The following is a 21,327-nucleotide window of genomic DNA, read 5'->3' on the forward strand; positions in this document are numbered from 1 at the left end:
CCTCGTGGTCGTCCCATTGAACGATCGAAGGCACCTGGGCGTTGAACTCACGGAGGTTGTGACCCTGCTGCCCCCCGCCGCCCCCGCCCCGGCCGCGCAGGCCCCTGTCCAGGTTCCGCAGCAGAGGCAGAGCCCCGCACTTGAGCCCCCTGTCGCGCAGGAGACGGAACTCGCACAGCTGCGCGCCGGTGACCCGCAACCGACGAGCCGGGTGTCTTCAGCGGCCCCTGTACGGCAGCCCGGACCGGCACCGGACAATGCCAGGGCCGGCGGCCGACTCGCGGACGCCTACCGGGCCTGGCTCGCCGCCTATAACTCCGAGCCGACGAGCGAGCAGTTCGCTCTCTGGCTCCAGAACCGGTACGGCATCGCCACCGCAGCCGGAGACCCGCTCTCCGACACGCAACTGGAACCCCTGCTGCGCGTACTGAAACAGCACGCAGCGCCCGCGCGGGAAGACAGGCCCGGCTCCGACGCCGCTTCCCAGGGCGCAGCCGACGAAGAGACGTGGGCCGACTACTTCTACAACGCCTGGCTCACGTACGCGGCGGAACGGGGCTCGCGCCCCGACGCCGCGGCCCTTGCCGAGTACGTGTACCAGCGTGACGGCATCATGGGGGCCACCGGGCAGCCCGTCACCGCGGACGAACTGAGGGACTATGTCGCTCTGTTCCAGGAGCGGGGACAGAGCGACCCTGAGGCCGACTCGGTACCGGCGGCAGCGGACGAGACCGCCGAGACGACCCCCGACCATGAGGGCCGGGAGGGCAACGAAGAGGAGCGCCTCCCGAGCAGCCCCGACGGTGATCTGCCGGCGGCGGAACGGCACGCCGTGCACGCGTCCGGTGGTGAGGGCGGCGGCCGCAGTGTCGTTCAGGTGCGAGTCCCTCAAGCCCGTGGTGAGGACGATCTCGATGCTGGGGAGTCGGTCCCGGACATGCGCGAGAGCGAGGTCGAGCCAGCGGACGGTTCTCATCTGACGGGCCCGGCACGGGTGGAATTCCACTACAGGCAGTTGTCTTTGCAGGAGTGGGAGCTTTCGGCGAAGGCCCTTGCTCCGGTCCTGGCGGAGCGCTGCGGTTACCGGGAGGGCACGGTGCGCAAGTACCTCGGGCAGATCAAGCGTGCCGCCGGCATGTGACGTTCCACCGCTGTGGAATGCGGGCGAGCTGCCCGGCACGCTGCACAGGGTGGGGGCGGAATTCCAGGGATTCCACCCCCACCCCCCTTGTACTGCCCCGGCCTTGCGTGCGTGCCCAGCATGGCTGATCTTCGGCACTGAGTCAGTGGGCGCGCGGTCGGGGAACGGTGAGGTGAGATCCGGTACTGGCTCAGGGGCGGAACGCTGTGACCTGCGATTTTCCAGCATGGGTCAGTGCCTGGGTCACACCCTCGGGTCTCCCGCGTTGCTGTGGCCGCTCGTCGAAGAATGCGGGAGGCGCCACCGGCGGGCCCCGGCGAGCAGCGGGGCACTGGTCGTTCCACGCGGCTGCGGCTGGATGGAAAACGGGAACGTTCCTGCCGCGGCGGGCGCGGCCGGGATGGAATCTTCCACGCCTGCGGTGGCGTTGCGGCCCGTGCGGTGGCTGGGCCGGCCGCCGGATTTTCCACTTCGATCAGGGAGGCTCCGGCGAGCGAGGAATTGAGCGGTGAGGGGTGGAACGTAGCCGCGCCGCCGATTACGGTGTGTGATGGTCCGTCGGTTACGCCGGGCGCTCGTGGCCGGCCCTGCGGGGCGCGGCGGGCCGTTCGGGGTGGGCGCTCGCAGGGGTGGCCGCCCGGTAGAAGGCCGGTCTCTGGACGGGTGGCTGAGCCGACGCTGATCCACTTCCCCGTCGCTGATGTCATCGTCGTCCAGGCCGGCGAACGCGGCCATCAGCCCCGGCTTGCCGACCGGCTCGGCAACCGGGAAGATCGGCGAGGCGTTGCCCGTACGATGGCCGGTGTGACCGTCCGCCGTGCCCTTGGCGTAGGCCCTCAGGCTCCCGCGCACAGCATCCGCGCCGCCCAGGCCGACCTGCTCGACACTCTCCCCGGAGAGCGCCTGTCCAACCTCGACGAACTGCGAGCCCGGGGCGTACTCGGCACGCGCCCGGCGGCGCCCCCGTCCCCGCGGCGGACCCTCGGGACCGGTGGCCGCGCCGCCGCCGAGGAACAGCCCCACCATCCCGCCTGACACCCCCTCGGCGATGGTGCGGCACGCGTGGTGCCGTACCCGCGAAACGCCTGTGGGCGGCGCCCCGTCCGTGGTGCCGCCCACCAGGAGCAATGTAGGCCGCACCTCCCGTCACGGCACAACCAGTTGCGGCGGATCGAGAGAGACCAGTTACCACCGGTCTCTGGCGCGGTGACGTCCTGCTGGACGCTGGGCAGCGGCGGGGGAGGGGCGCGTGGCACCCAAGCGCCTTGATTCGGCCATGAGTTGACCTGACTTGCAGGTGGCTGAGCGTGGTCGCCCGCACCCGCTCACCTCTGCGGGAGAAGCGGATCTTGGGCTTGACAGGCGACTATGTCGCTGGGGCACCTGCTGGACAGGGGTTTCGGCTGCCCATCATGCTGTGGGGATGTTCCGACGTGGATGGCGAGCATGGCAGAACCATCGGGCATGGCAGAACCGTGATGTGGCGGCCCGAATGAATGAGTTCTACGACTCGCTCACTGAGCAGGAGAGGGCGTCTTTCCGGGATGTCGCCCTTAGGTACGGTCGCACGCTTTATCCCATGTACGAGACTCTTCTTAGCCGGAAGGCTGCCTCGGCCGCCCCGTACTACGTCGGACTCTCTTCGGAGACGGGGAGCTTCACGCACGTCACCAAGCGGGTTGTCCTGGTCGCGGACACGATGCTGTTGTCCGACCACGGTGTCGGAGCGGTGCACGAACTCGGGCAGCGCTCGCGGGATATCTCGTACGGTTTCCCGCCGGGAGAGATGCCCTACGAGGCGACTTACAGACAGTTGTACGGGATGGTGACTAAGGATCTTGTCGAGTTGGGTCGCTGGCTCCTGGACGCCGAACCTCTGCTGCGTAGCGGTCTGGTCTGGTATGGGCCCGTCTTCGCGAAAGGGAGCGAGGGAAAGGATGATGGGCGCAAGAGCACCCGTGTGCAGCCCGGTCCGCTCCCTTCGTTCAGTGACCGGTCGATCGACTTCGTGGTGGAACACGGCCGTGCCGTGGATCTGTCGAGGGCCAAGCCGTTGGCCAGCCGGGTAGTCCGGCCGATCCTGGAGATCGATCTGCCCTTCATCGACGGGCTCACTCTCAGCGACTTCGCGCAGGTCACCAGCGAGGAGTTCGACTCCTACACCCAGTACCGCGACTTCATGCGCTCACGGCTCCTCGAACTCGACGACGCGCTGGAAGCGGTCGACTCCCAGGTCGCCCTGGAACGAATCGCGCTCACCATCCGTGACGAGTTGAGCGCCGCTACCGCTGAGATCAACAAGGCGGCCCGATCTCGGGCCCTGATCCGGTCGGGTGCCGTGCTGGGTTCGACGAGCGCAGTCCTCGCCGCGGTGCGCCCCGAAGCCCTCCAAGGCGCGCTCGCCACCAGCGCGACGATCGCGGCCGGCGCAACCGGCCTGTGGCCGACCATTCAGGCATTTGCCGACATCAAACCCAAACGCGCACACGGCAAGTGGCACTACGTATGGGTCCTGCAAAAGAAGGCCGCCCGCTGAGCCCGCTGTCACTTCTCTCGGCCAGGGAACACCATCTGCAACTACGTGCCCCAGCTAAAGGGCGGTCGCCTCGCCCGTCAGACCTGCTGGGTACGGAATAAGCCAGCAGGATCGGTGACAAGGTCCTTGCAGGAACCCAATGGCGCGGCGCGGGCGTGCCACCTCGCGTTCTGAGCGCCTGTCAGTCGCCCCGGGCCTCCCAGCCCGGGCGGCACCCGGGCGGGCACCATCCGAAACGCCCGGTGGGCGGCACTCGCAGGAGTGCCGCCCACCGGGCGTCGGTGGCGCGGGTGCCGGTCGGGTTGGAGGGCGGGATCAGATGAAGGTGATGTCCCAGTGGATGCCGCCGCTGCGGGGGATTTCGTAGACGTATTCGGCGGTGATGCCGTTGAGGGTGCCGTGCCAGCGGGCGTCGTTGCCTCGGGGGGCGCCCTTGCGCTGGGTGGTCTTGATCCAGTTGGTCACGCAGCGGCCCTCGTCACGGGTACGCAGGTCAAGCTTGTAACCGTTGGCGTGGGAGCGGGTGCCCCGGGTGCTGTGACCGGACTCGGTCCCGCCGGTGATGGTGATCGTGCAGCCGCTGGCCTTCTTCAGAGCGATGACGCCCTGGATGGTACGGGCACGGACACCTTCGAGGGAGGTCCGGCCGACCGGGGCCTTGATCCCGGCCGCGGCGAGCTGCGCGAGCGCCTGGCGCTCGGTCAGCCTGCCGCTCGCCGGAGCGGGCTGGGGCGGAGCCGGCTGCGTCGGGGCGGACTTCGCGCCGTTGATCAGCTTGTTCCACGTCTTCGGACCGACGATCCCGTCCGCGGTCAGGCCGTGGGACCGCTGGAACGCGACAGCCGCGTTCCGGGTGGCCGGGCCGAATACACCGTCGACCGCGATGCGGTTCCCATACCCGACCAGCTGCGCCTGGGCGGCCTTGACCGCCGGCCCACTGGAACCGGTACGCACGGTCCGGGTCAGCTTGTTCCAGGTGTTCGGGCCGATGATCCCGTCAGCGGTCAGGCCGTGGGACCGCTGGAACGCCATGGTCGCGTTCCGGGTGTTCGGGCCGAAGATCCCGTCGGCGGTGACGGACTGTCCGGCCGCGGCCAGCAGGTGCTGGGCGGTGGTGACGTTCACGCCACGCGAGCCGTTCTTGAGCAGCGGCCAGACGGCCGTGGACGGAGCAGACGCCCCAGTCCCGGCACCAGCACCAGCCCCGGCACCAGCCCCGGCACCAGCCCCGGCACCAGCCCCGGCACCAGCCCCGGCACCAGCCCCGGCACCAGCCCCAGCACCGGCACCGGCCCCGGCCCCTGGAATTCGCCTCCCGGTGCCGGGGCCGGTGGGCGTCTGGCCAGGAGCCAGGTGGGCGAGTCGGCGGAGCTGGGTCAGTGTGCCTTTGTAGACGTTGATGTCGGCCCTGCCTTGCAGGCCGGGTACCGAGCCGTTCTCGGTGTACTGCCAGATCGACCAGTACCTGCCGCCGACCGGAGCGGGCTCACGCGTCCCGCTCTCGTAGCGGGGCTGCCACAGTGGGCTGTTGGCGAGGGCGCTGGTGTTGCCGCGCAGGCAGGTGTCGGCGAAGTCCTTCGACGTGTAGACGATCGGGTTCACCCCGAACGCCTGCCGGGTCTTGGCCAGGAACGCGGCGACCTGGGCGTTGTTCACCCCGGCCGGGCACCGGCCACGGATCTTCTCCAGATCGACCACCGGCGGCAACTGCCCGGGCCGCTTCCCGTCATACCCGGCGGCCCGGACCGTACGGATGAAGTGGTCGGCCTGCGCGGCACCGGACCCGGAGTCGTAGAAGTGATACGGCGCGGCCATCAGCCCGGCCCGCGACGCCCCCGCGAAGTCACCCGCGAACATCGGATCGCGGTAACCGGTGCCCTGCGTCGCCTTCTGGAACACGAACGAATACCCCGCCCTCACGGCCCCCGACCACTGGACCGGGTGGGAGTTGTGATGGCTCGTGTCGAACCCCTTCACGCTGTACGCGGCCGGACTCAACGCCTGCGCCTGCTCGCCGCCGGAGAAACTGATCAGACCGAACCCAGCGGCCGCCACCGCCACCATGGCACCCGCCTGAAGCCCCCTCTTCTTACTGATGATGCCCACGTCTTCACCCCTCGTCAGACCCACCGGCACACACCCGGCAGGCGATTCACACGGCGCCCTGTGCGGCGTCGACGAGATGAAGATTCGGGGTACCGCCGTCCCACCGGTAGCCTGATCGCCATTCCAGCCGTACCAAGCCGTCCCGGCCGTTCCACAAGGCCCCTGACCTGCGAAAAGAAACGGCTCTGGAACACGGCGACCACCGAGCACATGCAGCGGTACAGCGCTGCCGCCGCGGACGGCATTACTCAGCAGATGCGGCGGCAGTGAACGCAGGCCGCCCGTCCAGCCTCGGGGCCGGACGGGCGGCCCAGCTGGCCGGATCGGGCGAGCAGTCCCGTACCCCCCGGCCGACCCGCAGGGGCAGCCATGCTGCGGCGAGCTCCAAGCTTGGGCGGTGACTGATTCGCAGAACTCGGAGCGCCGGTAAGAACCGCTGCGGACTGCCGACTATCTCCGGTCCTGGGCTGCTGAGGTCGCCGACATGGATGGCGCGGGTACGGGGCTGGTGGGCGTGCTCTGTTCGGTTGTGCCGCCGCTGGCGAAGATGAGCAGGCCGATGAGCGTGATGAGGACCTTGGTGGCGACATCGATCGCTTCCCCGATGGCGGGCCAGCGGTGCTGGACACAGCCGATGCCCAGGCCAGCGAGAACCAGGAGCAGGGTGATGAGCAGTGGGTCGTGGCCGTACATGTGAGGACCTTTCACAGTCTGGTCCGCCCTCCTGGAGTCGGCCGAACACCAGGAGAGACGTCCCCCTCTTGTCCCCGCACACGGTGCGGAGGCGACCAGCGGGATGTGGTCACGGCGAGTACTAGAGACCAGGAGGATCCTGGTACGCACGCGCGGCAGAATGCTGTCCCCTGCAGGAATTTCTTCGGATGTGAGAACCAGTGGCTGACCAGCAGTTAGACGTTTTCGGCGGCGAGGACGAGGAGGAGAGGCTGTGGGAGGCGCTCAGCAGCTTCAAGAAGATGGTTCACGGCCTCGTCGAGAAGACCGGCCTATCGACGAACGTGCTGGCGGACATGCACGGCTTCGGGAAGGGGAAGGTCGCCACCTGGCAGACCCCGAAGCGTGAAGGGCCCAACATCCCACCCCTGCGGTTCGTCGAGGTGCTGATCAAGGAAGCACAGGAACGCGCGAATCTCCAGGACGAGGCCGCAGCGGTGTTCCTGCACCAGTACGGCGAGCTGCTCAAGCTGTACTGCGCGCGGGCGAACCCGCACAACGTCCACCGCCAGATGCTCGCCGACTACCAGAACACCCTCTTGATCCGCGAGCTGAACGGTGCGACGAACGCGGCGCTGGAGCAGATCGCCGCGCTCACCGAGGAACTGCAGACGCTGCGCGAGGACCGGGACGGCGAACGCCAGCGCCGGACCGCTCTACAGCAGCAGATCGACTCACTGAACAGCCAGAACCAGGACCGGGCCGCAAAGAGGAAAGCGTCCCTCACCCAGCGGGACCAGATCCGAGCCGACCTCACGGCGTACGAGAGCGACCAGCAACTGGAGAAATGGCAACCCGGCGCTGACCAGCGCGGTTCGCATACGCACCACCCCCACGAACCCGCTCCGCCGCTCCCGCCGCCCCCGGCCGTGGCACCAGACGGCGGGGACTCGTACTCGCCCTGATCGCGGCCGGGGTCCTGGTCGTCTCCCTCGCCGTCTCCCTCGCCGTCTACGCCGGCACCCAGCTGCGCGGGAATCACGACGACGCCAAGGGCGCCGCCGGCACAAGCCGTCCCCCCAGCGACACCCCTTCGGCTGGCCCCTCCGCAACGCCCCCCGCAGCCGGGGGTGAACCCGCGAACGGCGGCAACTCATCCGGCGGGAATGCCACGGGCGGGAACGCGTCTGGTGGGAAGACCACGGGCGGGAACGCGTCTGGCGGGAAGACCACGGGCGGGGCGGGTGACGCGGGCGGCTCCGGCGGAAGCAACGTTTCCGGTGGGGCGTCCGGCGCGACCTCGCCGAAACCCCCCGCGCCCAGCGGCTACTTCCGGCTCAAGAACGTCGGCTACGGCAAGTGCCTGGCCGTGAGAGGCCGCGTCATGTTCGACACCTGCGAGGACATCCCAGAGGCCAACTGGACCAGAAAGGCCGGTTCGGGCGGTTCGTACATGCTGTACAACGAGTCCGTCAGCCAGTGCCTGGCTGTCTACTTCGGACAGATGTACATGGCCGACTGCGGCGGCGCGGCCAGCCAGCTGGCGCACGGGCACCAGCAGCACCCTCGTGCTCCTGGAGAACAGCCAGTGTCTCGACGTGGTCGCCGACATGCTGGTCCTGACGCACTGCAAGCCGTCGAGGACGACCCAGCACTGGGCGAAGGAGTAATGACGGCGCGGCCGGACCCGGTACGCTGACGGGCCCACCACGAGGGGTGCGACGCGACCACTACGCCGTCGCTGCTGGCACCGATCCGTCCCAAGTGCAAGACACCGGTCCGGCCGCCGCGGCCGTGCTCGGCTGTGGCCTGTCCCAGCGCGCGCACGCCCGGTGTTCCCGCAGGCCACCATGCCCCACTGCCGTGAGCGGGGCCCTGACATCCCCCTCTGAGCATCCCTGCCGCCTCTTGCCCCCGGAAAAGGCGGGAAGGGCAGGGCCGGCGGGGAGCACCTCGGGGGATCGGGCGGCACCACTTCCTCGTCGCGCGCCGGCGGGGCCGCGCGCGGCGACCGGCAACTGTTCCGCCGGCCCCGGACCGCCAGGCGGCCCGATGGCGCGGCGCGGCCACCAACGAGCACCTGATCCAGGCATTGAGCCCGCGCCGTACTCAGGCGGGCGACAGGCCGCTGGTGTCCAGGTTCAGATTGAACGGGTCCGGAAAGCGCGGGGGGCGTAAACGACCGTTTCCGCCCCCGTGGCGCTATGGAACAGAGGGCAACCAGGAGGGAGGAAGGACCACCCCTGCAGGAGCGGCTGTGCCGACGGCAGCAAGAAGCCCCTGAGGAGCCTGACCCGTTGAGCTGTCGAAGGACACCTCGCCGCCGGAGAACACCGTGCCGCCGAAGGACACCGTGCCGCTGGAGAACTCCGCGTTGTCGAAGGACACCTCGCCGCCGGAGAACCTCGCCCCGAAGGACACCGTGCCGCCGGAGAACTCCGCGCTGTCGAAGGACACCGTGCCGCCGGAGAACACCGCCCCGGCGAAGGACACCGTGCCGCCGGAGAACACCGCCCCGGCGAAGAACACCGTGCCGCCGGAGAACACCGCCGCGGCGAAGAACACCGTGCCGCCGAAGGACACCGTGCCGCCGGAGAACCTCGCCCCGGCGAAGGACACCGTGCCGCCGGAGAACCTCGCCCCGGCGAAGGACACCGTGCCGCCGGAGAACACCGCTTCGGCGAAGGACACCTCGCCGCTGGAGAACTCCGCGTTGTCGAAGGACACCTCGCCGCCGGAGAACACCGTTCCGGCGAAGGACACCTCGCCGCCAGAGAACACCGCTTCGTTGAAGGTCACCATGCGGCCGGAGAACCTCGCCCCGGCGAAGGACACCTTGCCGCCGGAGAACCTCGCGCCGCCGAAGTCCATGTCGCCGTCGATGGTGACGCCGGTGAGGTCGAGGTCGCAGCCCTGCCAGGATCGGTGGGTTCCCTGGGGGCGTCGGTAGTGGTCGCCTATGAGGCGCAGGATGGTGTGCCGGACCTTACGAAAGGCCAGGTAGCCGTGCCGTTCCTCTTGGTGGGTGGGGTCGTCGCCGGGGTCGGGGGTGAAGGGGAGCTGGAGGTAGGCGCATAGGACGTCGATGCAGGTCTGGCGCAGGTCCTGTGTGGGGGCGTCATCGGCAAGGCCGGCCAGGGCGTGGACCCCGCCGAGCCGGACTGCGGGTGAGTCGGATCCGAGTTTGTCGACGGCCTGGGAGAAGCGCTCGGTGTGGAGCCGGGTGGCTTCACGGTGGGCGCCGGCCTCATCGACGCGCTGGCGGCGGTAGGCGACGACCAAGGCGACGAGCGCGCCGGCCCCGGCGACGACTCCGAAGGAGAGTTTCACCAAGTCGAAGAGCGTCTTGGCATCGAGCTTGGCGGTGGTACCGATCCCCTGGACGTCGAGCATCCTGTACAGCCCGTAGAAGACGCCGCTCGCGACGAGGACCGCGGCAGCGAAGGCGAGGGTCAGCGCCCGGCCGACCTTCCACAGCCTCAACTCCCTATCATTCGGGGCGGATCGAGGCCTTCGATTGGGTGTCATGACGCTGAAGATACGGCCCGGCATCGACGCCTGGGCGGCCGGCGACCACCAGGGCCTGGACGACGCCTGGGAGGACGTCATCGTCGACCTTGGATCCCAGTGGGGGCAGTACGAGTACGTCACCAACATCGGCTTCGCCGCGTAGACCGCCCTGCACGCCGATTTGAGCGTCCGTCAGCCGTCCCGAGTCCCCTTGCCCGGGGTGACTCGCGTTTGTGGGCCCAGGATGGCGTGTAGCGATTCCAGTGGTTCGGCTGTCCGTCGCGCGCAGCGGAAACGGCTGAGGGCGGTCCCAGCAAGCGGGACCGCCCTCAACCGCGTCAGGCCGGGGTCAGCGGCGCGGCGGCGGTGCCGCTCCAGAAGAGTCCGGCGCGGGTGTAGGTACGACACAGCCGGGCGGCTTCGGCTCGCTCGGTGCGGCGGCGGACGCGACGCAGCTGCTTCACTCGCCCGCGCTGTGCGAGAAGCCTGCGCTTCTCTGCGTCGATGAGGATGTCGAGGGACGTGGTGGTCACTGGAAGGTTCTCGCCCTGGTGGCCAGGCTGGGAGATATTTGCCATGGAGCTGTTTCCTAGGTGTTGCAGTTCCCGCTGCTCGTGGTGTGGAGCCGGTCGAGCAGACGGTGCGAAGACACCCGTGCGTCCCTGCACAGACACCAGTAGGGCCGGACCCTCAGGCGTTTGCTCCTGAGTGTCCGGCCCTACAGGGGAGTCGACGGGTTACGGCCTCGGCGCTTCCTGCCCTGTCCGGTCAGTGAGACGAGAACCAGCGACGGTGGCCAATACCGCGATCATGCCCAGCCGTGCTCCACGGATCTGATTAGCCGAACGGGTTCGGGGAGGGAGCAACCCTTTGACCGAGAGTAGGGCAATGAGGAACGAGTCCCAGGACCGCGCAATCTTGTAGTGAAGCAGTGCGGCGATGGTCCGAGTCGCCAACCTGCAATCCTTATTGATCATTACTTCTCCCTCTTCCCGAGCTGCTGCTCGGAGCCCCGCCACATGTCCACGTCTAGTTCGTGCATTTCTGTGCGTGCGTGCTTCTCTGAATCTTGAGTCAGTTCTTTTCTCAGATGCGGGGTGAGTGCCGGCAAGCAGCCCACCCGTGGTCGGCAAACAGCCCACCTGCGGTGTGCGCGGACCGCGGCACTGCCGCGTGCCGCACACCCGCAGGAAAGGATGCTTGGACGTCAGGCCAGGCCAAGCCGCCCCCGCAGCGGCTTCACCTTCACCTTTGCTCGGTGCACGGCGTTGCGTACGGCTCCATCCGTGATGCCCAGCAGCTCGGCCGCCTGCCGCGAGGTGTAGCCGTCGAACTTGACGAGCAGGAGGGCGATCAGCTCGGCCGGGTGCAGTTCCGCCGCGAGCGTCTTGCGGTAGTGCTCCATCTCCAGCCGTTCCTCCACGGAGGCCGCGATGGAGTCCCGGTCGAACTCCACCGGATACCCCGCTACAGGCATCGGCGCTTCCTCCAGCACCCAGGAGTCATCGCCGATGAGCAACTCACGCTTGCGCTGCTTGGCCAGGGCGATGTGGAACGTCCGCAGCGCGTTGCTGAAGGACTTCCACGCATAGTCCTTGATCCCCCTCCACAGGCCCCCTCTTGAGCCGGGTGTGCAAGCCCTGGAATGTCTTGTCGGAGACATCGCCCTCGTGCACCTCCCCCACGTTCACGAGAACGTGACGACGGAACGAGGGCTCGTTGGCCTTGACGTATCCCCACTGCGACCGCGAGGTCGGGGGCAGCTGCTCCTCAGGGTTCCGCCCACGAGCCGGCCGAGGACGAGGCGTAGCCGTGTCCGGCCCCGGCGGGATATCCGACCTGGACAAGAACCGGGCCCTGGCCGACTGGCTGGAGTGGCAGCTGCGTCAGGTCCGGGGCCGGATCCGGGAACTGGAGATCAAGGAGCAGCAGGAGCGGCGGCGTCGGGAGCAGGCGCACGCCGCGCTGCGGTGGAAGATCCAGCCGCAGCGGTCGTCGTCGGCGGCGCTGGTGCATCGCGGGGACTGTGCCCTGTATCCGGTCGAGGGTGGATTCCTCACCCGCGAGGAAGCAATGATCGCCTTGGCGGAGCCTGACATCGAGGCGTGCCAGATCTGCAAGCCCGAGACGGGCCTGGTTGACGGGTAGGGCCGTACGGACCGCCCGACGCGCCTCGGGGGAGCCGGGCTCGCAGGATCGGTTCCGTGGAGTTCCCGACCAAGGTGGCACTGGCCCAGGCCGTCCCGGTCCTGCCCCAGGGGCCGGGCTGGTGGTACGAGCCCAAGCTCGACGGCCACAGAACAGTGCTGCGCCGCACAGACGAGACCGTCGTGCTCTACGCCCGGTCCGGCAGAATCGTCACCCAGCACTGGATGGACCTGGCCGTCGCCGCCATGGAACTGCGCCCCGGCACGGTCCTGGACGGCGTTATGTGACCTGTGCGGGTGTCTCAGCCCCAAGGTGTCTCAGGTGGCGCACCTCTGTAGACGAGAGGCGTTGGCCGCCGATGGTTCAGGGAGCCGAAGAAGGAACAGGGCCGTGCGGCCGTCAGCGCGGCACAGATAACCTGCGCGAATGAAGCGGATTCAGCGGGCCGCTGGCGCGGTCGTCGGCTCAGCGGTGGGTGACGCCCTGGGCGGCCCCTTCGAGTTCGGTCCCCAGGGAGCGTTCTCCGCGCGGTTTCCCGCGCCTGGTGCCGGTGGCGAGATGTGCGGAGGCGGTGGCTGGGACCCCGGCGAGGCCACTGACGACACGCAGATGGCCGTCCTGGTCGCGGAGTCGCTGCTGGAGCAGGGCGGACTGGATCTTCCGGACATCTTCGCCCGCTTCCAGCGGTGGGCAGCATCAGACCCCAAGGACATCGGCCTGCAGACCGAAGACGTCCTGACCAACGGCATGCCCTGGGACCTCGCCGCCGCGATCCATTTCCAGGTCAACCAACGAGCAGCCGGAAACGGCTCCTTGATGCGGGCATCGACCTCCGCAGTCCACTTCGCGGCCGCCGGCCAAGAAGCCACCATGGACGCCGCGCGCCGCATCGCTGCTCTCACCCACGGTGACCGCGCGGCCTGGGAAGGAACCGCGATCTTCCACGAACTCATCCGCGTCACGTTCGAGGACACCGACCCCCTCACCGCGCTCCCGGACATCCTGACTCATGTCCACCCCGACCACCGCAGCCGCTACGCCACCGTCCTCTCGCCCGACTGGCACCCCGATCAGGCAACCGAGTTCAACGGTGCCGTCTGGCCCTGCCTGGGCTCCGCCGTCTGGGCCCTGCGCACCACCACCAGCTTCGAAGACGCGATACGCGCGGCAATCGACCTCGGCGGCGACACGGACACCGTCGCCGCGGTCACCGGAGGCCTCGCGGGGGCGTACTACGGGCTGGACGCAATCCCCGCCCGCTGGACCCAGCCACTCCATGTCCCCCTCCCCGGCTTCGACGGACGGGTACTGCACCTAGCAGATCTGCTCCACCTTGCACACCGCCTCGGAGGCTGAACCGCGTGCTGCTCCGCGACGGCACTCTCCACGAACTCCAGCCCTCAGCAGCAGTCACCTGACCAGTGGCTCCGCAAGGAGGACGACTCGATCGGTTTCGACATCGAATCCGAGCACTGGATGACCATGGGCACCCTCCGGATGCATCAGCACCGGCTTGCCCAACCGCCGCCCGATCTCCCGCAGGAAGCCGCAGAACACATCAAGTCGCTCCTGCCCCTGCAACTCGCGCAGGTCAACGTCGAAATCGATCTCCTCGTCTGAGTAGAAGTGGAAGATCGCCAGCACTTCAGCTCTCAGCCAGACACGCAGGTTCGGGCACTCAGCATCCGCCGGTCGAGACAGCGCAGCCTCCGCCCGAGGCAGGGGAAGCACCCTCTCTCCTTCGGAGTACTGGCACTTCCAGCCCCTCTCCACGACGAGATCCAGCACGTCCTGCCAGTTGTGCCCAGAGGCATCAGGGACACTCACGTCCGGTAGCGATCCCATCAGGTCCGGATCGAAGAAACACTTCACGTCGTCCCACAGCAGATCAGCCACACCGTCATACTGCCCGGCGCCCGGGCTGAAAGCAGCCCTGATTCCGCTGATCAAGGGCATAGAAGCCACCGCAGGAGTAGAGGCACGGCAGTCATTCCGGCGGCAGCATTCAACGCGTCACAGGGAGGGAGGCGACGGTGCCGCCCTGGCGGAGAGCTTCGCGCAGGGTGTCGTTCTCCGCTTCGAGTTCGGCGTTCCGCAGGCTGAGCGCCTGGATGTGGTTGGCGTAGGCGGCGATGGTGGCGCGTGCCTCCCTCTGCTCGGCAGCGTGTTGGGAGCGCAGCGTGCGGTCCGCCTTCTTAAGACGTGCGATGTCCGCGGTCAGGGTGTCGGTCTGTGGTCGGGGCGCGTCCGGTGTCCGGAGCAGTCCGGTGATGACCTTCGCCAGGGGTGAGCGGTAGTAGGTGGCGCGCGAGATACCCGCTTCCGTGCACAGCGTGGAGACGGTCAGGGCGCCGCTGGTGTGTTCGGGGGTTCCGGTGACGATTCGCTCGAAGGCGTGGAGGACGGCCTGGTCCGTACCCAGTCGGATGGGCACGCCGGCGTGTTCCAGGGCGTGCCGCAGCCGAAGCGCGGCGGACTCATCCATGCGTCGAGGATTCCGGTGCGGCGCGGAGTTCTCCGATGACGTGGTCGAGTTCGGCGATGTGAGTGATCAGCGCGGCGGTCTGGAGGCGGGACAGTCCGGTCGGGGCGTCGAGCGGGCGCTGGGCCTGGGCGCGGGCGGTGGTCAGGCGGGGCAGGTGGATGCTGGAGCGGCGGGCATTAGGGCAGGTCAGGCACATGGTCAGTAGCGGCAGGGGCTGGCCCGTGTGCTGGGCCCGCTTCGCGCAGAGGGCGGAGGAGGGCTGGTAGAAGCAGTCGTTGAGGATGCCGGGGTGCAGGGTCTTCGTCAGGTGCTGGAGCATGGTGCGCAGCCGGGCGGTGCTGGCGACGATGCCCGGCAGATCGCCCAGCTCCCGGCGGATCCGGGCGAACTCGGCGTTCACGCGGCCGGCGGCGCCTCCGCTGGTGCGATGGCCGTCGTTCCAGTCGCGGTAGAGGTCCTCGACGTAGTCCAGCTGGGCGATGGCGCGTTCGGCGGCGACCTCGGCGGCAAAGCCGGAGGCGGAGGTACCCGCGTAGCCTTCGAACAGAGCGAGTTCGGCGTGCTGGTACTGCCGGGCGCCCGCGACTACGCCGAACGGCTGGTGGGCGATGTGCCAGGCGAGAGTGCGGCGGAACTGCCGGGTGCTCAGCCGCCACGGCACGGGTTCCTCCTCCCCTTCCTCACCCTCCGGTTCATCGTGAGCGGGCGTGTCGTTATCCGGCGCCGGTACTGCCGTGTGAAGCGGCACGTAGGGGGCGTCCGAGGTACTGAACAGCTCGTTGAGGTGGTCACGGAAGTCGTTCAGGCGCTTGTTGACCGAGCCGAACAGGACGAGGCTGTTGCTGGTCATGCCCTTGTGGCCGAACAGGTGGGTTGGGTCATCGTTGACGGCCGTGAGCAGCGCGACGGCCTGGTGGACGATGTCGAGCACGACCCATTCGGCCTCCTCACCGGTGAGCTTGCGGCCCTTGAGGACCCTGCCGCGCAGCTTGTGGCGGACACGGCCGTCCGGACCGTTCTCGGTGAACGCGCAGTCGGGGGCGAGCTCCCGGACTTCGGCGTCCCTTATTCCGGAGAGGTAAGCGATCACGATCCAGCAGGCTGTGCGCAGCTGGACCAGTTCGGTGGCCAGTTCCATCGGGCCAAGGCCCGGCCGCCAGGGGCGTCCGCTGCCGGGCCAGATCGACAGCGCGGCCCGCAGGCCGCCGGCCTGGTAGCCGAGCTCGGCGGCTGCCTCGGTGAGGTACCGGCGGACCTCGGCGGAGACGGACACTCCGGTCATGCGGGCGACGAGCGCGGTGTTGGGCGCCTGCGGAACTCCGTCGATCACGGGGATACTCGGGCGGCGGGGGGCCTGGCGGCGGGGCAGGGCGGGAATGCCGCGACCGGTGGCCCGCAGCTCGGCAACAAACGCATCGATCCGGGCCCGGGCTGAGCCGTTGCCGCGGAAGGGCCGCGGTGTCTGGTGAGCGGCGGTCAGTTCGGCGAGTTCGCGCTGCGCGGCCAGGATGTCGGGGCCAGCGGTGGTGACATAGAAGACGGCGCCTTTCACGAGCGGTGCGATGATCTCCTCGGGGATGCGCTCGGTGGTGTTCTCCACGTCGCGGATCACTCCGGCCACCGCGTGTCCGGAGCGGCCGGGCCACGGGTTAACCAGCAGCCGGTCAGCGGTCAGGAACGGCCCATGAGCGAACAGGTGCTTCACGGCGGTCACCCGCAGTGCCGCCTCCTCCGCCGAGACGGTCTGCCACCGCTCCAACGCGGCATGCAGGTGATCCGGCGTCACGTCACTCAGGCGGCGGGCACCGACCGCCTGAAAGGTGGCGATGACGGTCCGGGCCTTCTGGAAGGCCCCGAAGATACCGGTGAGTTTCATTGGGCCTCGCCGGACCAGGGAGGAATTGCCGTGCCGCAGACGGGAGTAGAGATATTCCCGCAGCACCAGGGCAGTGATCGGGTCGGCAACCGATGGGAACACGATCGTGCGCTCGCTGGTGCTGCGCGGCAGGAACGGGCCCATGTCCCAGACAGGGTCGGCGAAGCGGGGCCCCGGCCCTGGATGACCCGCGGCGGCCAGCACATGGTCGGGCAGCACAGGCGCGTCACTCGGGACCGGCGCAGGTCCTGCCGGCCGATCCGGACCGGGCTGCTCGACGGAGGCGGAAGAGGGGGTCGTGGGAGTCATGTCAGTCCCTGAAGGATCTGGCCCGGCAGGTGCAGGGCCGCGTCGTGGCTTTCCGCGATGAGCCGGGCGGTGGCCTGCTGTTCGCCGGTGAACTGCGGCAGGATGCCGGTGGTGATCCGCTCCCACGCCAGTGCATAGCGGGCGTTCCACTCCAGCACCGTCATCTCCTCGCGCTGGGTGCTCAGGAATCCGGCGAAGTTGAGAATCGCGGGCAGGTGCCGGATGGTAAACACCGCGTTCGGGCACTCCAGACAGCCCCACACCGCCACAGGGCAGCCGGAGCCCGGGCGGCGGGCGAACGGTGAGGCATAAAAGTCACGGCAGGACGCCAACCACACGTCGCTGTCCCCGGACAAGGCCACCGTAACCTCATCGGGAGGCACTTCGGCCGCCGAGGTGTCCAGCCTGCGGCCCTGGTCGTCGAGAACGACAGGCGCTTCCAGCGCGGCGTCCAACGCCTCGCGCAGGCCCTTCTCGACAGCCTCCTCATGCAGCGGACGGTGCGCGTCGATGTCGGCGTAGTGCTTGGCCGCGACCCGGGGACTGTGGCCCTCGGCGAAGTCCTCCAGCAATCCGCCGGTCTGCCGGTAGCGGCGCGATTTGTAGCTCTTGCGCAGCCGCCGCAGGTTCAAGACCGCGTCCTCGCCGGATGCCTCGAACAGCGAGGTGAGCTGGTGGCGTTCAACGAACGCCTGCTTGACCGTGGCGAGGGTGGTGGCCCGGTGACGACCGAAGGTGGCAATCACCCGCCCGTCGCGCAGCGCGTGTGTCCACAGCAGATCCGTTCCGGTCAGGCGGCGGCCGTGCGCCGTCAGCCGCACCGCAAGGCGGATCAGCCCGCCTGGCTGGTGCACGGCGCCGCCGTCGGTCACCCGCAGGGTTTTGCGGGACTGGCCGTGGGCCCGGTTCTTGACGTAGGCGATACTCACATACCCGCGGGCCGGGTTGATCAGGCAGTCGGCCGACAGCCGGCACGCGGCTTCCGGCTCCAGGCCGGTCTGGCACATCAGCAGCACCACGAACGCCAGCACGTCGTACGCCGTGAGGAAGAAGTGGCTGTTGAGTCTGCCGATCCCGCCCAGATCCGTGATCTTGTCCATGGCGCCGTGCTCCGCGCGCAGTGCTCCCGTCAGCGGTCCGCGGTGGGCGATGTACCACGCCGCGTTCTCCTGGGTCCAGCCGTGCCAGCCCCCGTCGGCCGGGTCCTGTCCGACCGCGGCCAGCCGCTCACCGGCCAGCATCCGGTCACGGGCTGCCCGCACGTCGGCCAGGGCCGCAGCCTGAATCGCCTCGAACAGCGCATCCGGGTAGGCGTCCAGCGGCCGGCCGCGGCCTTGACCGACCTGGACCGTGGTGAAACCCAGCCGGGCCTGCATCGCCGTGCCAAGCCTGTCCGGGTGTTCCTCCTGGACGAGCCGCAGCAACTTCACCAGCTGCTGCATCCGCAGGTACGGCGTTGTGCTGGAATCCCCGTACCGGGCGACCAGGCTCGTCTCGAAGGAATCCAGAAACTCCGGGCGCAGATCCTCCAGATCCAACTCGCTGTGCGTGTCCCCGGTCTTGGCCAGGTAGGTGACGAACTCGGTCAGCGTGGACGCGTAGCTGTCCGTCGTACCCACGTACTTCTGGCGGCTCTCCACTCCGGCCAGTCCCGCCAGAGCCCGAGCCAGGTGCCGCACCAGCCGAGGGCACGCCAACGCAGAAAAGTCGTAACACCGCTCGACCCCGCCCGAGAACCTCGCGGTGAACACCACCGGACCCACCGCCGGGACCACCTCCGGCTCCAGCGGCATCTCCTCCGGCGAGGGGAACCGCACCCGCCGACTCACGATGCCTCCCCGGCCCGCTCCAGCGCCACGCTCTGCGCGTCCCACTCGGCCAACGCGGCCAGCACGATCTCCTGCGCCTCATCCAGCACGTCGAGATACACGTAGACGGTGGCCTCGCGGGCATGTCCGAGGAGCAACTGCAGGGTCCGCATCGGATTACCGATCAGAAGCCGCCGCAGCTCCGCGTGGGCGAGCGGCCCGTCCAGCCGACGGCCCAGAGCCCGGACCGTCTGGCGCAGCAACAGCCCCAGCATGTACACGGCATAGGTGTGACGCAGGGTGTGCGGGTGCACCTCGATATCGATCCCGAACGAAGCGCACCGCGCGTTCGCCCGCCGGAACACCGCCTGCCACGCGGCTGGCGCCAGCGGCCGCCCGTCATCGGCCAGCCACAACCAGAGCGGTTCCCCAGTGCGCCTCACCAGACGTCGTCGCTCCGCCGGACCGATACGCCCGTACGGCCAGCTCCGGGCGCCGCCGTCCAGCACCAGCGCATACCGGCCCGTGCGGATCACCGTCCAGTCCGCAGACGGGGATAGGAAGCGGCCCTGCGCCATACAGCGGGCCACGATCGCATCCCGCTCGACAGCTATGAAGTGGTGGAACTGGCGCACCTTGCGCGGCGGAAGGAACACCCGGCGCCCCTTGCGCCGTTTCGCCACCGCGCCCGCCACCCTGAACTCCCCCAGCTTGCCCGGCGGTGGCACCTCAGGCACCAGCAGACATGACGCCTCACCCAGCCGCATCCCGCTGTGCACAAGACCGTCGGCGAACAGGGCGTTACGCTCGCCGTGCCGCCCTCGCCACGCTGGATCAGCGCCGCCTTCCGGCAGTTCCCCGCGCAGTCCCACGTCCCGAAACAACAGGTAGTCCTCGAAGGAGACGAACCGCAACGGCTCGTCCTCCGGATCTTGCTCCATCTCCGCGTTCACGTGGACACGACGGGGGCCGGCAGGCGTCATCACCGTCTTGTCGACGTACCGGAACGGCGCCCGCTTCAGCAATCCGGCATCCAGTGACCACGCCACCCACTTGTCCAACGCCGCCACCGACCGGTTCCACGTCCCCACCGACACAGCACCCGGCCCGTCACACCACAATCGCACTCGCTTGTAAGCCCGCAGATCGTCGCCGTCGCACGCCCAGATCGGCTTGCCATGTCGCGAGATCTCCAGGAACCGGACGAAGAGCATCACGTCCCGGGCGTATCCCAGAACACTGTTCTCGGCACGCACACCCCAACTCGGCAACTCCCGCAAAAAGCGGTTTAGTTGCAGGTCATACGACCCGTCCCCTGCCAAAATGAACGGCTGCCCCTCGCGGACACCTACACGGTCCAGCACAGCCACCGCGCCAGCAGGACCCAGGCAGCTCTCCGAACGAGCCCGGCTCGTCGTGCACAGATCCGCGATCACGGCACCGCCCCCATCCCGCTCGTTGACGTCGAACCCGTCCACCATCCCGAAGCCGAAGCACAGGCGCCCTATCTCCGCTCAGGAACCACTCACGCTGGTGATCTGCCGACGGACCAGAGGCTGTTGATGAGACACATGTGGTAGCTCACATAAACGGCGAGGCCGTGATCTGGCGGGACGGCCGGCTCGACTTCGCCGCGGCGCAGTCACGGGCCGCGTCATCCACGACCCGGGCCCGCGCCCTGGCAGCCCGGTACCCGGCCTCCTACATCTGCTGGGACCTTCTGCAGCACCCGGACCCGCAGATCGACGACTGCCGACACCTGCCGTACACCGAGCGCCGCGCCCTCCTCCTGGAACTCCTCGCCGATGTCGGGCCGCCGATCCAGGCCGTGCCGGCGACCGACGACCGGGACGTCGCCATGCTCTGGTACGACGCCCTGCGCGAGCAGGGCATCGAAGGGATCGTCTGCAAACGCGGCGGGGCGGGCTACCCGCCGTCAGGACAGCGCCGGTGGTTGAAAGTCCGGCACGCGGACACGGTCGACGCCCTGGTGCTGGGGTTCACCGGCCCCCGGCTCAGACCGCATCATCTGGTCCTGGCGGTGGGGGACGAGGGCGGGCCGGCCAGGGTTTCCGCGCGCCTGGAGCCCGTTCTCGCGGTTCGTGTCGGTGAGGCCTTGAGCGGCGCGGCGGTGGTGGGGGAGCGGCGGGCGGAGGGCGAGCCGTACACACAGGTGGAGACGGACCTGGCCGTGGAGGTGCTGGCCGCGTCCGGCAGGCACGGCACCCTCACCGTGACCCGGATGCGGTGAGGGTGCCGTGCCTGACTGCTGGTCAGGGGACGACGCCAAGGCAACCGTTGTCCGAGGATGCTGGCCCGGTTGGCGAGTGGAGGTGCAGGGGCGTGGTTGCGGCGGGGGTCTAGACCGGTCTCGTGGAAGGCGCGCATCGCCCCAGGCAGGCTGTGTCCCATCCGCCGCTGTTACGAGCTGCGTGGCGTGGTCACGGTTGGTGCACGGTGTTCCGTATGACGCGCCGTACGCGGGTGATGGGGCTGGTGCGCATGGGAGGGTGAAGGAACATTCAGGTGAGTAGGTGAGTAAGGAGATGTGGCTGACGCGGCCGAGGGGACGGGATCGAGCCCGAAGCTGACACGCACCCACCGTGTACTCATCGGTCTCGTGGTCGCCGGTGCGGTACTGATCGCCGCGATCGGATTCGCGGGATCGTACGCGGCGGTGCGCGAGCTCGCCCTCCAGAAGGGCTTCGGGGACTTCTCGCTGGTCTTCCCGATCGG

The 21,327-nt window shown here is 68.8% G+C and carries 19 protein-coding genes and 1 pseudogene; 10 read left to right on the top strand and 10 right to left on the bottom strand.

What is annotated here, in order from left to right:
- Window positions 1-58: 58 nt before the first annotated feature.
- The 3 genes from ACWCQ6_RS30510 to ACWCQ6_RS30520 all read left to right on the top strand — a co-directional run bounded on the left by ACWCQ6_RS30510 (window position 59) and on the right by ACWCQ6_RS30520 (window position 3,677).
- Window positions 59-1,141 carry a hypothetical protein gene (locus tag ACWCQ6_RS30510; RefSeq protein WP_451094679.1) on the top strand — a complete coding sequence of 361 codons (1,083 nt, stop codon included), beginning with the start codon at window positions 59-61 and terminating at the stop codon, window positions 1,139-1,141.
- A 663-nt stretch (window positions 1,142-1,804) separates the two neighbouring features.
- Window positions 1,805-2,176: a hypothetical protein gene (locus ACWCQ6_RS30515; protein WP_451094681.1), complete on the top strand. Its 372-nt coding sequence runs from the start codon at window positions 1,805-1,807 to the stop codon at window positions 2,174-2,176.
- A 544-nt stretch (window positions 2,177-2,720) separates the two neighbouring features.
- Window positions 2,721-3,677: a hypothetical protein gene (locus tag ACWCQ6_RS30520; RefSeq protein WP_451094683.1), complete on the top strand. Its 957-nt coding sequence runs from the start codon at window positions 2,721-2,723 to the stop codon at window positions 3,675-3,677.
- 315 nt (window positions 3,678-3,992) lie between these two features.
- On the opposite strand, the gene ACWCQ6_RS30525 is transcribed toward ACWCQ6_RS30520, so the two are convergent.
- Window positions 3,993-5,783 (bottom strand): GH25 family lysozyme, encoded by a 1,791-nt coding sequence (locus tag ACWCQ6_RS30525; protein ID WP_451094685.1) that lies wholly within the window; start codon window positions 5,781-5,783, stop codon window positions 3,993-3,995.
- A 450-nt stretch (window positions 5,784-6,233) separates the two neighbouring features.
- Entirely contained in the window at window positions 6,234-6,476 is a 243-nt protein-coding gene (locus ACWCQ6_RS30530) for a hypothetical protein (RefSeq protein ID WP_451094687.1), read from the bottom strand.
- Window positions 6,477-6,676: 200 nt separating this feature from the next.
- Here ACWCQ6_RS30530 and ACWCQ6_RS30535 point away from each other — a divergent pair, with 200 nt between their 5' ends.
- Entirely contained in the window at window positions 6,677-7,420 is a 744-nt protein-coding gene (locus tag ACWCQ6_RS30535; protein WP_451094689.1) for a hypothetical protein, read from the top strand.
- 1,237 nt (window positions 7,421-8,657) lie between these two features.
- Here the strand turns inward: ACWCQ6_RS30535 and ACWCQ6_RS30540 are convergent.
- A complete protein-coding gene (locus ACWCQ6_RS30540) occupies window positions 8,658-9,983 on the bottom strand; it encodes a pentapeptide repeat-containing protein (protein WP_451094691.1) in 1,326 nt (441 codons plus the stop codon).
- Window positions 9,984-10,005: 22 nt separating this feature from the next.
- Between ACWCQ6_RS30540 and ACWCQ6_RS30545 the strand changes: the two are divergent.
- Window positions 10,006-10,128: pseudogene (locus tag ACWCQ6_RS30545) on the top strand (transcriptional regulator); the annotation flags it as partial.
- A 175-nt stretch (window positions 10,129-10,303) separates the two neighbouring features.
- Here ACWCQ6_RS30545 and ACWCQ6_RS30550 read toward each other — a convergent pair.
- A complete protein-coding gene (locus tag ACWCQ6_RS30550) occupies window positions 10,304-10,543 on the bottom strand; it encodes a hypothetical protein (RefSeq protein ID WP_451094693.1) in 240 nt (79 codons plus the stop codon).
- 629 nt (window positions 10,544-11,172) lie between these two features.
- Window positions 11,173-11,628 (bottom strand): RNA polymerase sigma factor, encoded by a 456-nt coding sequence (locus ACWCQ6_RS30555; protein WP_451094695.1) that lies wholly within the window; start codon window positions 11,626-11,628, stop codon window positions 11,173-11,175.
- A gap of 149 nt (window positions 11,629-11,777) precedes the next feature.
- On the opposite strand from ACWCQ6_RS30555, the gene ACWCQ6_RS30560 reads away from it, so the two are divergent.
- The 3 genes from ACWCQ6_RS30560 (at window position 11,778) to ACWCQ6_RS30570 (ending at window position 13,469) form a co-directional block, all read left to right on the top strand.
- Window positions 11,778-12,113 carry a DUF6233 domain-containing protein gene (locus ACWCQ6_RS30560; RefSeq protein ID WP_451094697.1) on the top strand — a complete coding sequence of 112 codons (336 nt, stop codon included), beginning with the start codon at window positions 11,778-11,780 and terminating at the stop codon, window positions 12,111-12,113.
- Between the two features lie 56 nt (window positions 12,114-12,169).
- Window positions 12,170-12,400 carry a hypothetical protein gene (locus ACWCQ6_RS30565; protein WP_451094699.1) on the top strand — a complete coding sequence of 77 codons (231 nt, stop codon included), beginning with the start codon at window positions 12,170-12,172 and terminating at the stop codon, window positions 12,398-12,400.
- 139 nt (window positions 12,401-12,539) lie between these two features.
- Window positions 12,540-13,469 carry an ADP-ribosylglycohydrolase family protein gene (locus ACWCQ6_RS30570; protein ID WP_451094701.1) on the top strand — a complete coding sequence of 310 codons (930 nt, stop codon included), beginning with the start codon at window positions 12,540-12,542 and terminating at the stop codon, window positions 13,467-13,469.
- A gap of 54 nt (window positions 13,470-13,523) precedes the next feature.
- On the opposite strand, the gene ACWCQ6_RS30575 is transcribed toward ACWCQ6_RS30570, so the two are convergent.
- From ACWCQ6_RS30575 to ACWCQ6_RS30595, 5 genes are all read right to left on the bottom strand, one after another.
- Complete coding sequence (locus ACWCQ6_RS30575; protein ID WP_451094703.1) at window positions 13,524-14,009, bottom strand: hypothetical protein; 486 nt, start codon at window positions 14,007-14,009, stop codon at window positions 13,524-13,526.
- 109 nt (window positions 14,010-14,118) lie between these two features.
- Complete coding sequence (locus ACWCQ6_RS30580; RefSeq protein WP_451094705.1) at window positions 14,119-14,598, bottom strand: hypothetical protein; 480 nt, start codon at window positions 14,596-14,598, stop codon at window positions 14,119-14,121.
- The gene (locus tag ACWCQ6_RS30585) at window positions 14,591-16,693 is read right to left on the bottom strand and encodes a hypothetical protein (RefSeq protein ID WP_451094707.1); all 2,103 of its coding nucleotides are present in this window, start codon (window positions 16,691-16,693) and stop codon (window positions 14,591-14,593) included. The genes ACWCQ6_RS30580 and ACWCQ6_RS30585 overlap by 8 nt, the downstream gene beginning before the upstream one ends.
- 86 nt (window positions 16,694-16,779) lie before the next feature.
- Window positions 16,780-18,612 carry a hypothetical protein gene (locus tag ACWCQ6_RS30590; RefSeq protein ID WP_451094709.1) on the bottom strand — a complete coding sequence of 611 codons (1,833 nt, stop codon included), beginning with the start codon at window positions 18,610-18,612 and terminating at the stop codon, window positions 16,780-16,782.
- Window positions 18,609-19,961: a tyrosine-type recombinase/integrase gene (locus ACWCQ6_RS30595; protein ID WP_451094711.1), complete on the bottom strand. Its 1,353-nt coding sequence runs from the start codon at window positions 19,959-19,961 to the stop codon at window positions 18,609-18,611. Before ACWCQ6_RS30595 ends, ACWCQ6_RS30590 begins: the two co-directional genes overlap by 4 nt.
- 203 nt (window positions 19,962-20,164) lie before the next feature.
- Between ACWCQ6_RS30595 and ACWCQ6_RS30600 the strand changes: the two genes are divergently transcribed.
- Together ACWCQ6_RS30600 and ACWCQ6_RS30605 are read left to right on the top strand one after the other, a co-directional pair.
- A complete protein-coding gene (locus tag ACWCQ6_RS30600) occupies window positions 20,165-20,842 on the top strand; it encodes an ATP-dependent DNA ligase (RefSeq protein ID WP_451094713.1) in 678 nt (225 codons plus the stop codon).
- A gap of 297 nt (window positions 20,843-21,139) precedes the next feature.
- Window positions 21,140-21,327: DUF2637 domain-containing protein (locus tag ACWCQ6_RS30605; RefSeq protein ID WP_451094715.1), on the top strand; the 188-nt coding region annotated here is incomplete at its 3' end.

Source organism: Streptomyces sp. NPDC001880 (assembly GCF_053594575.1).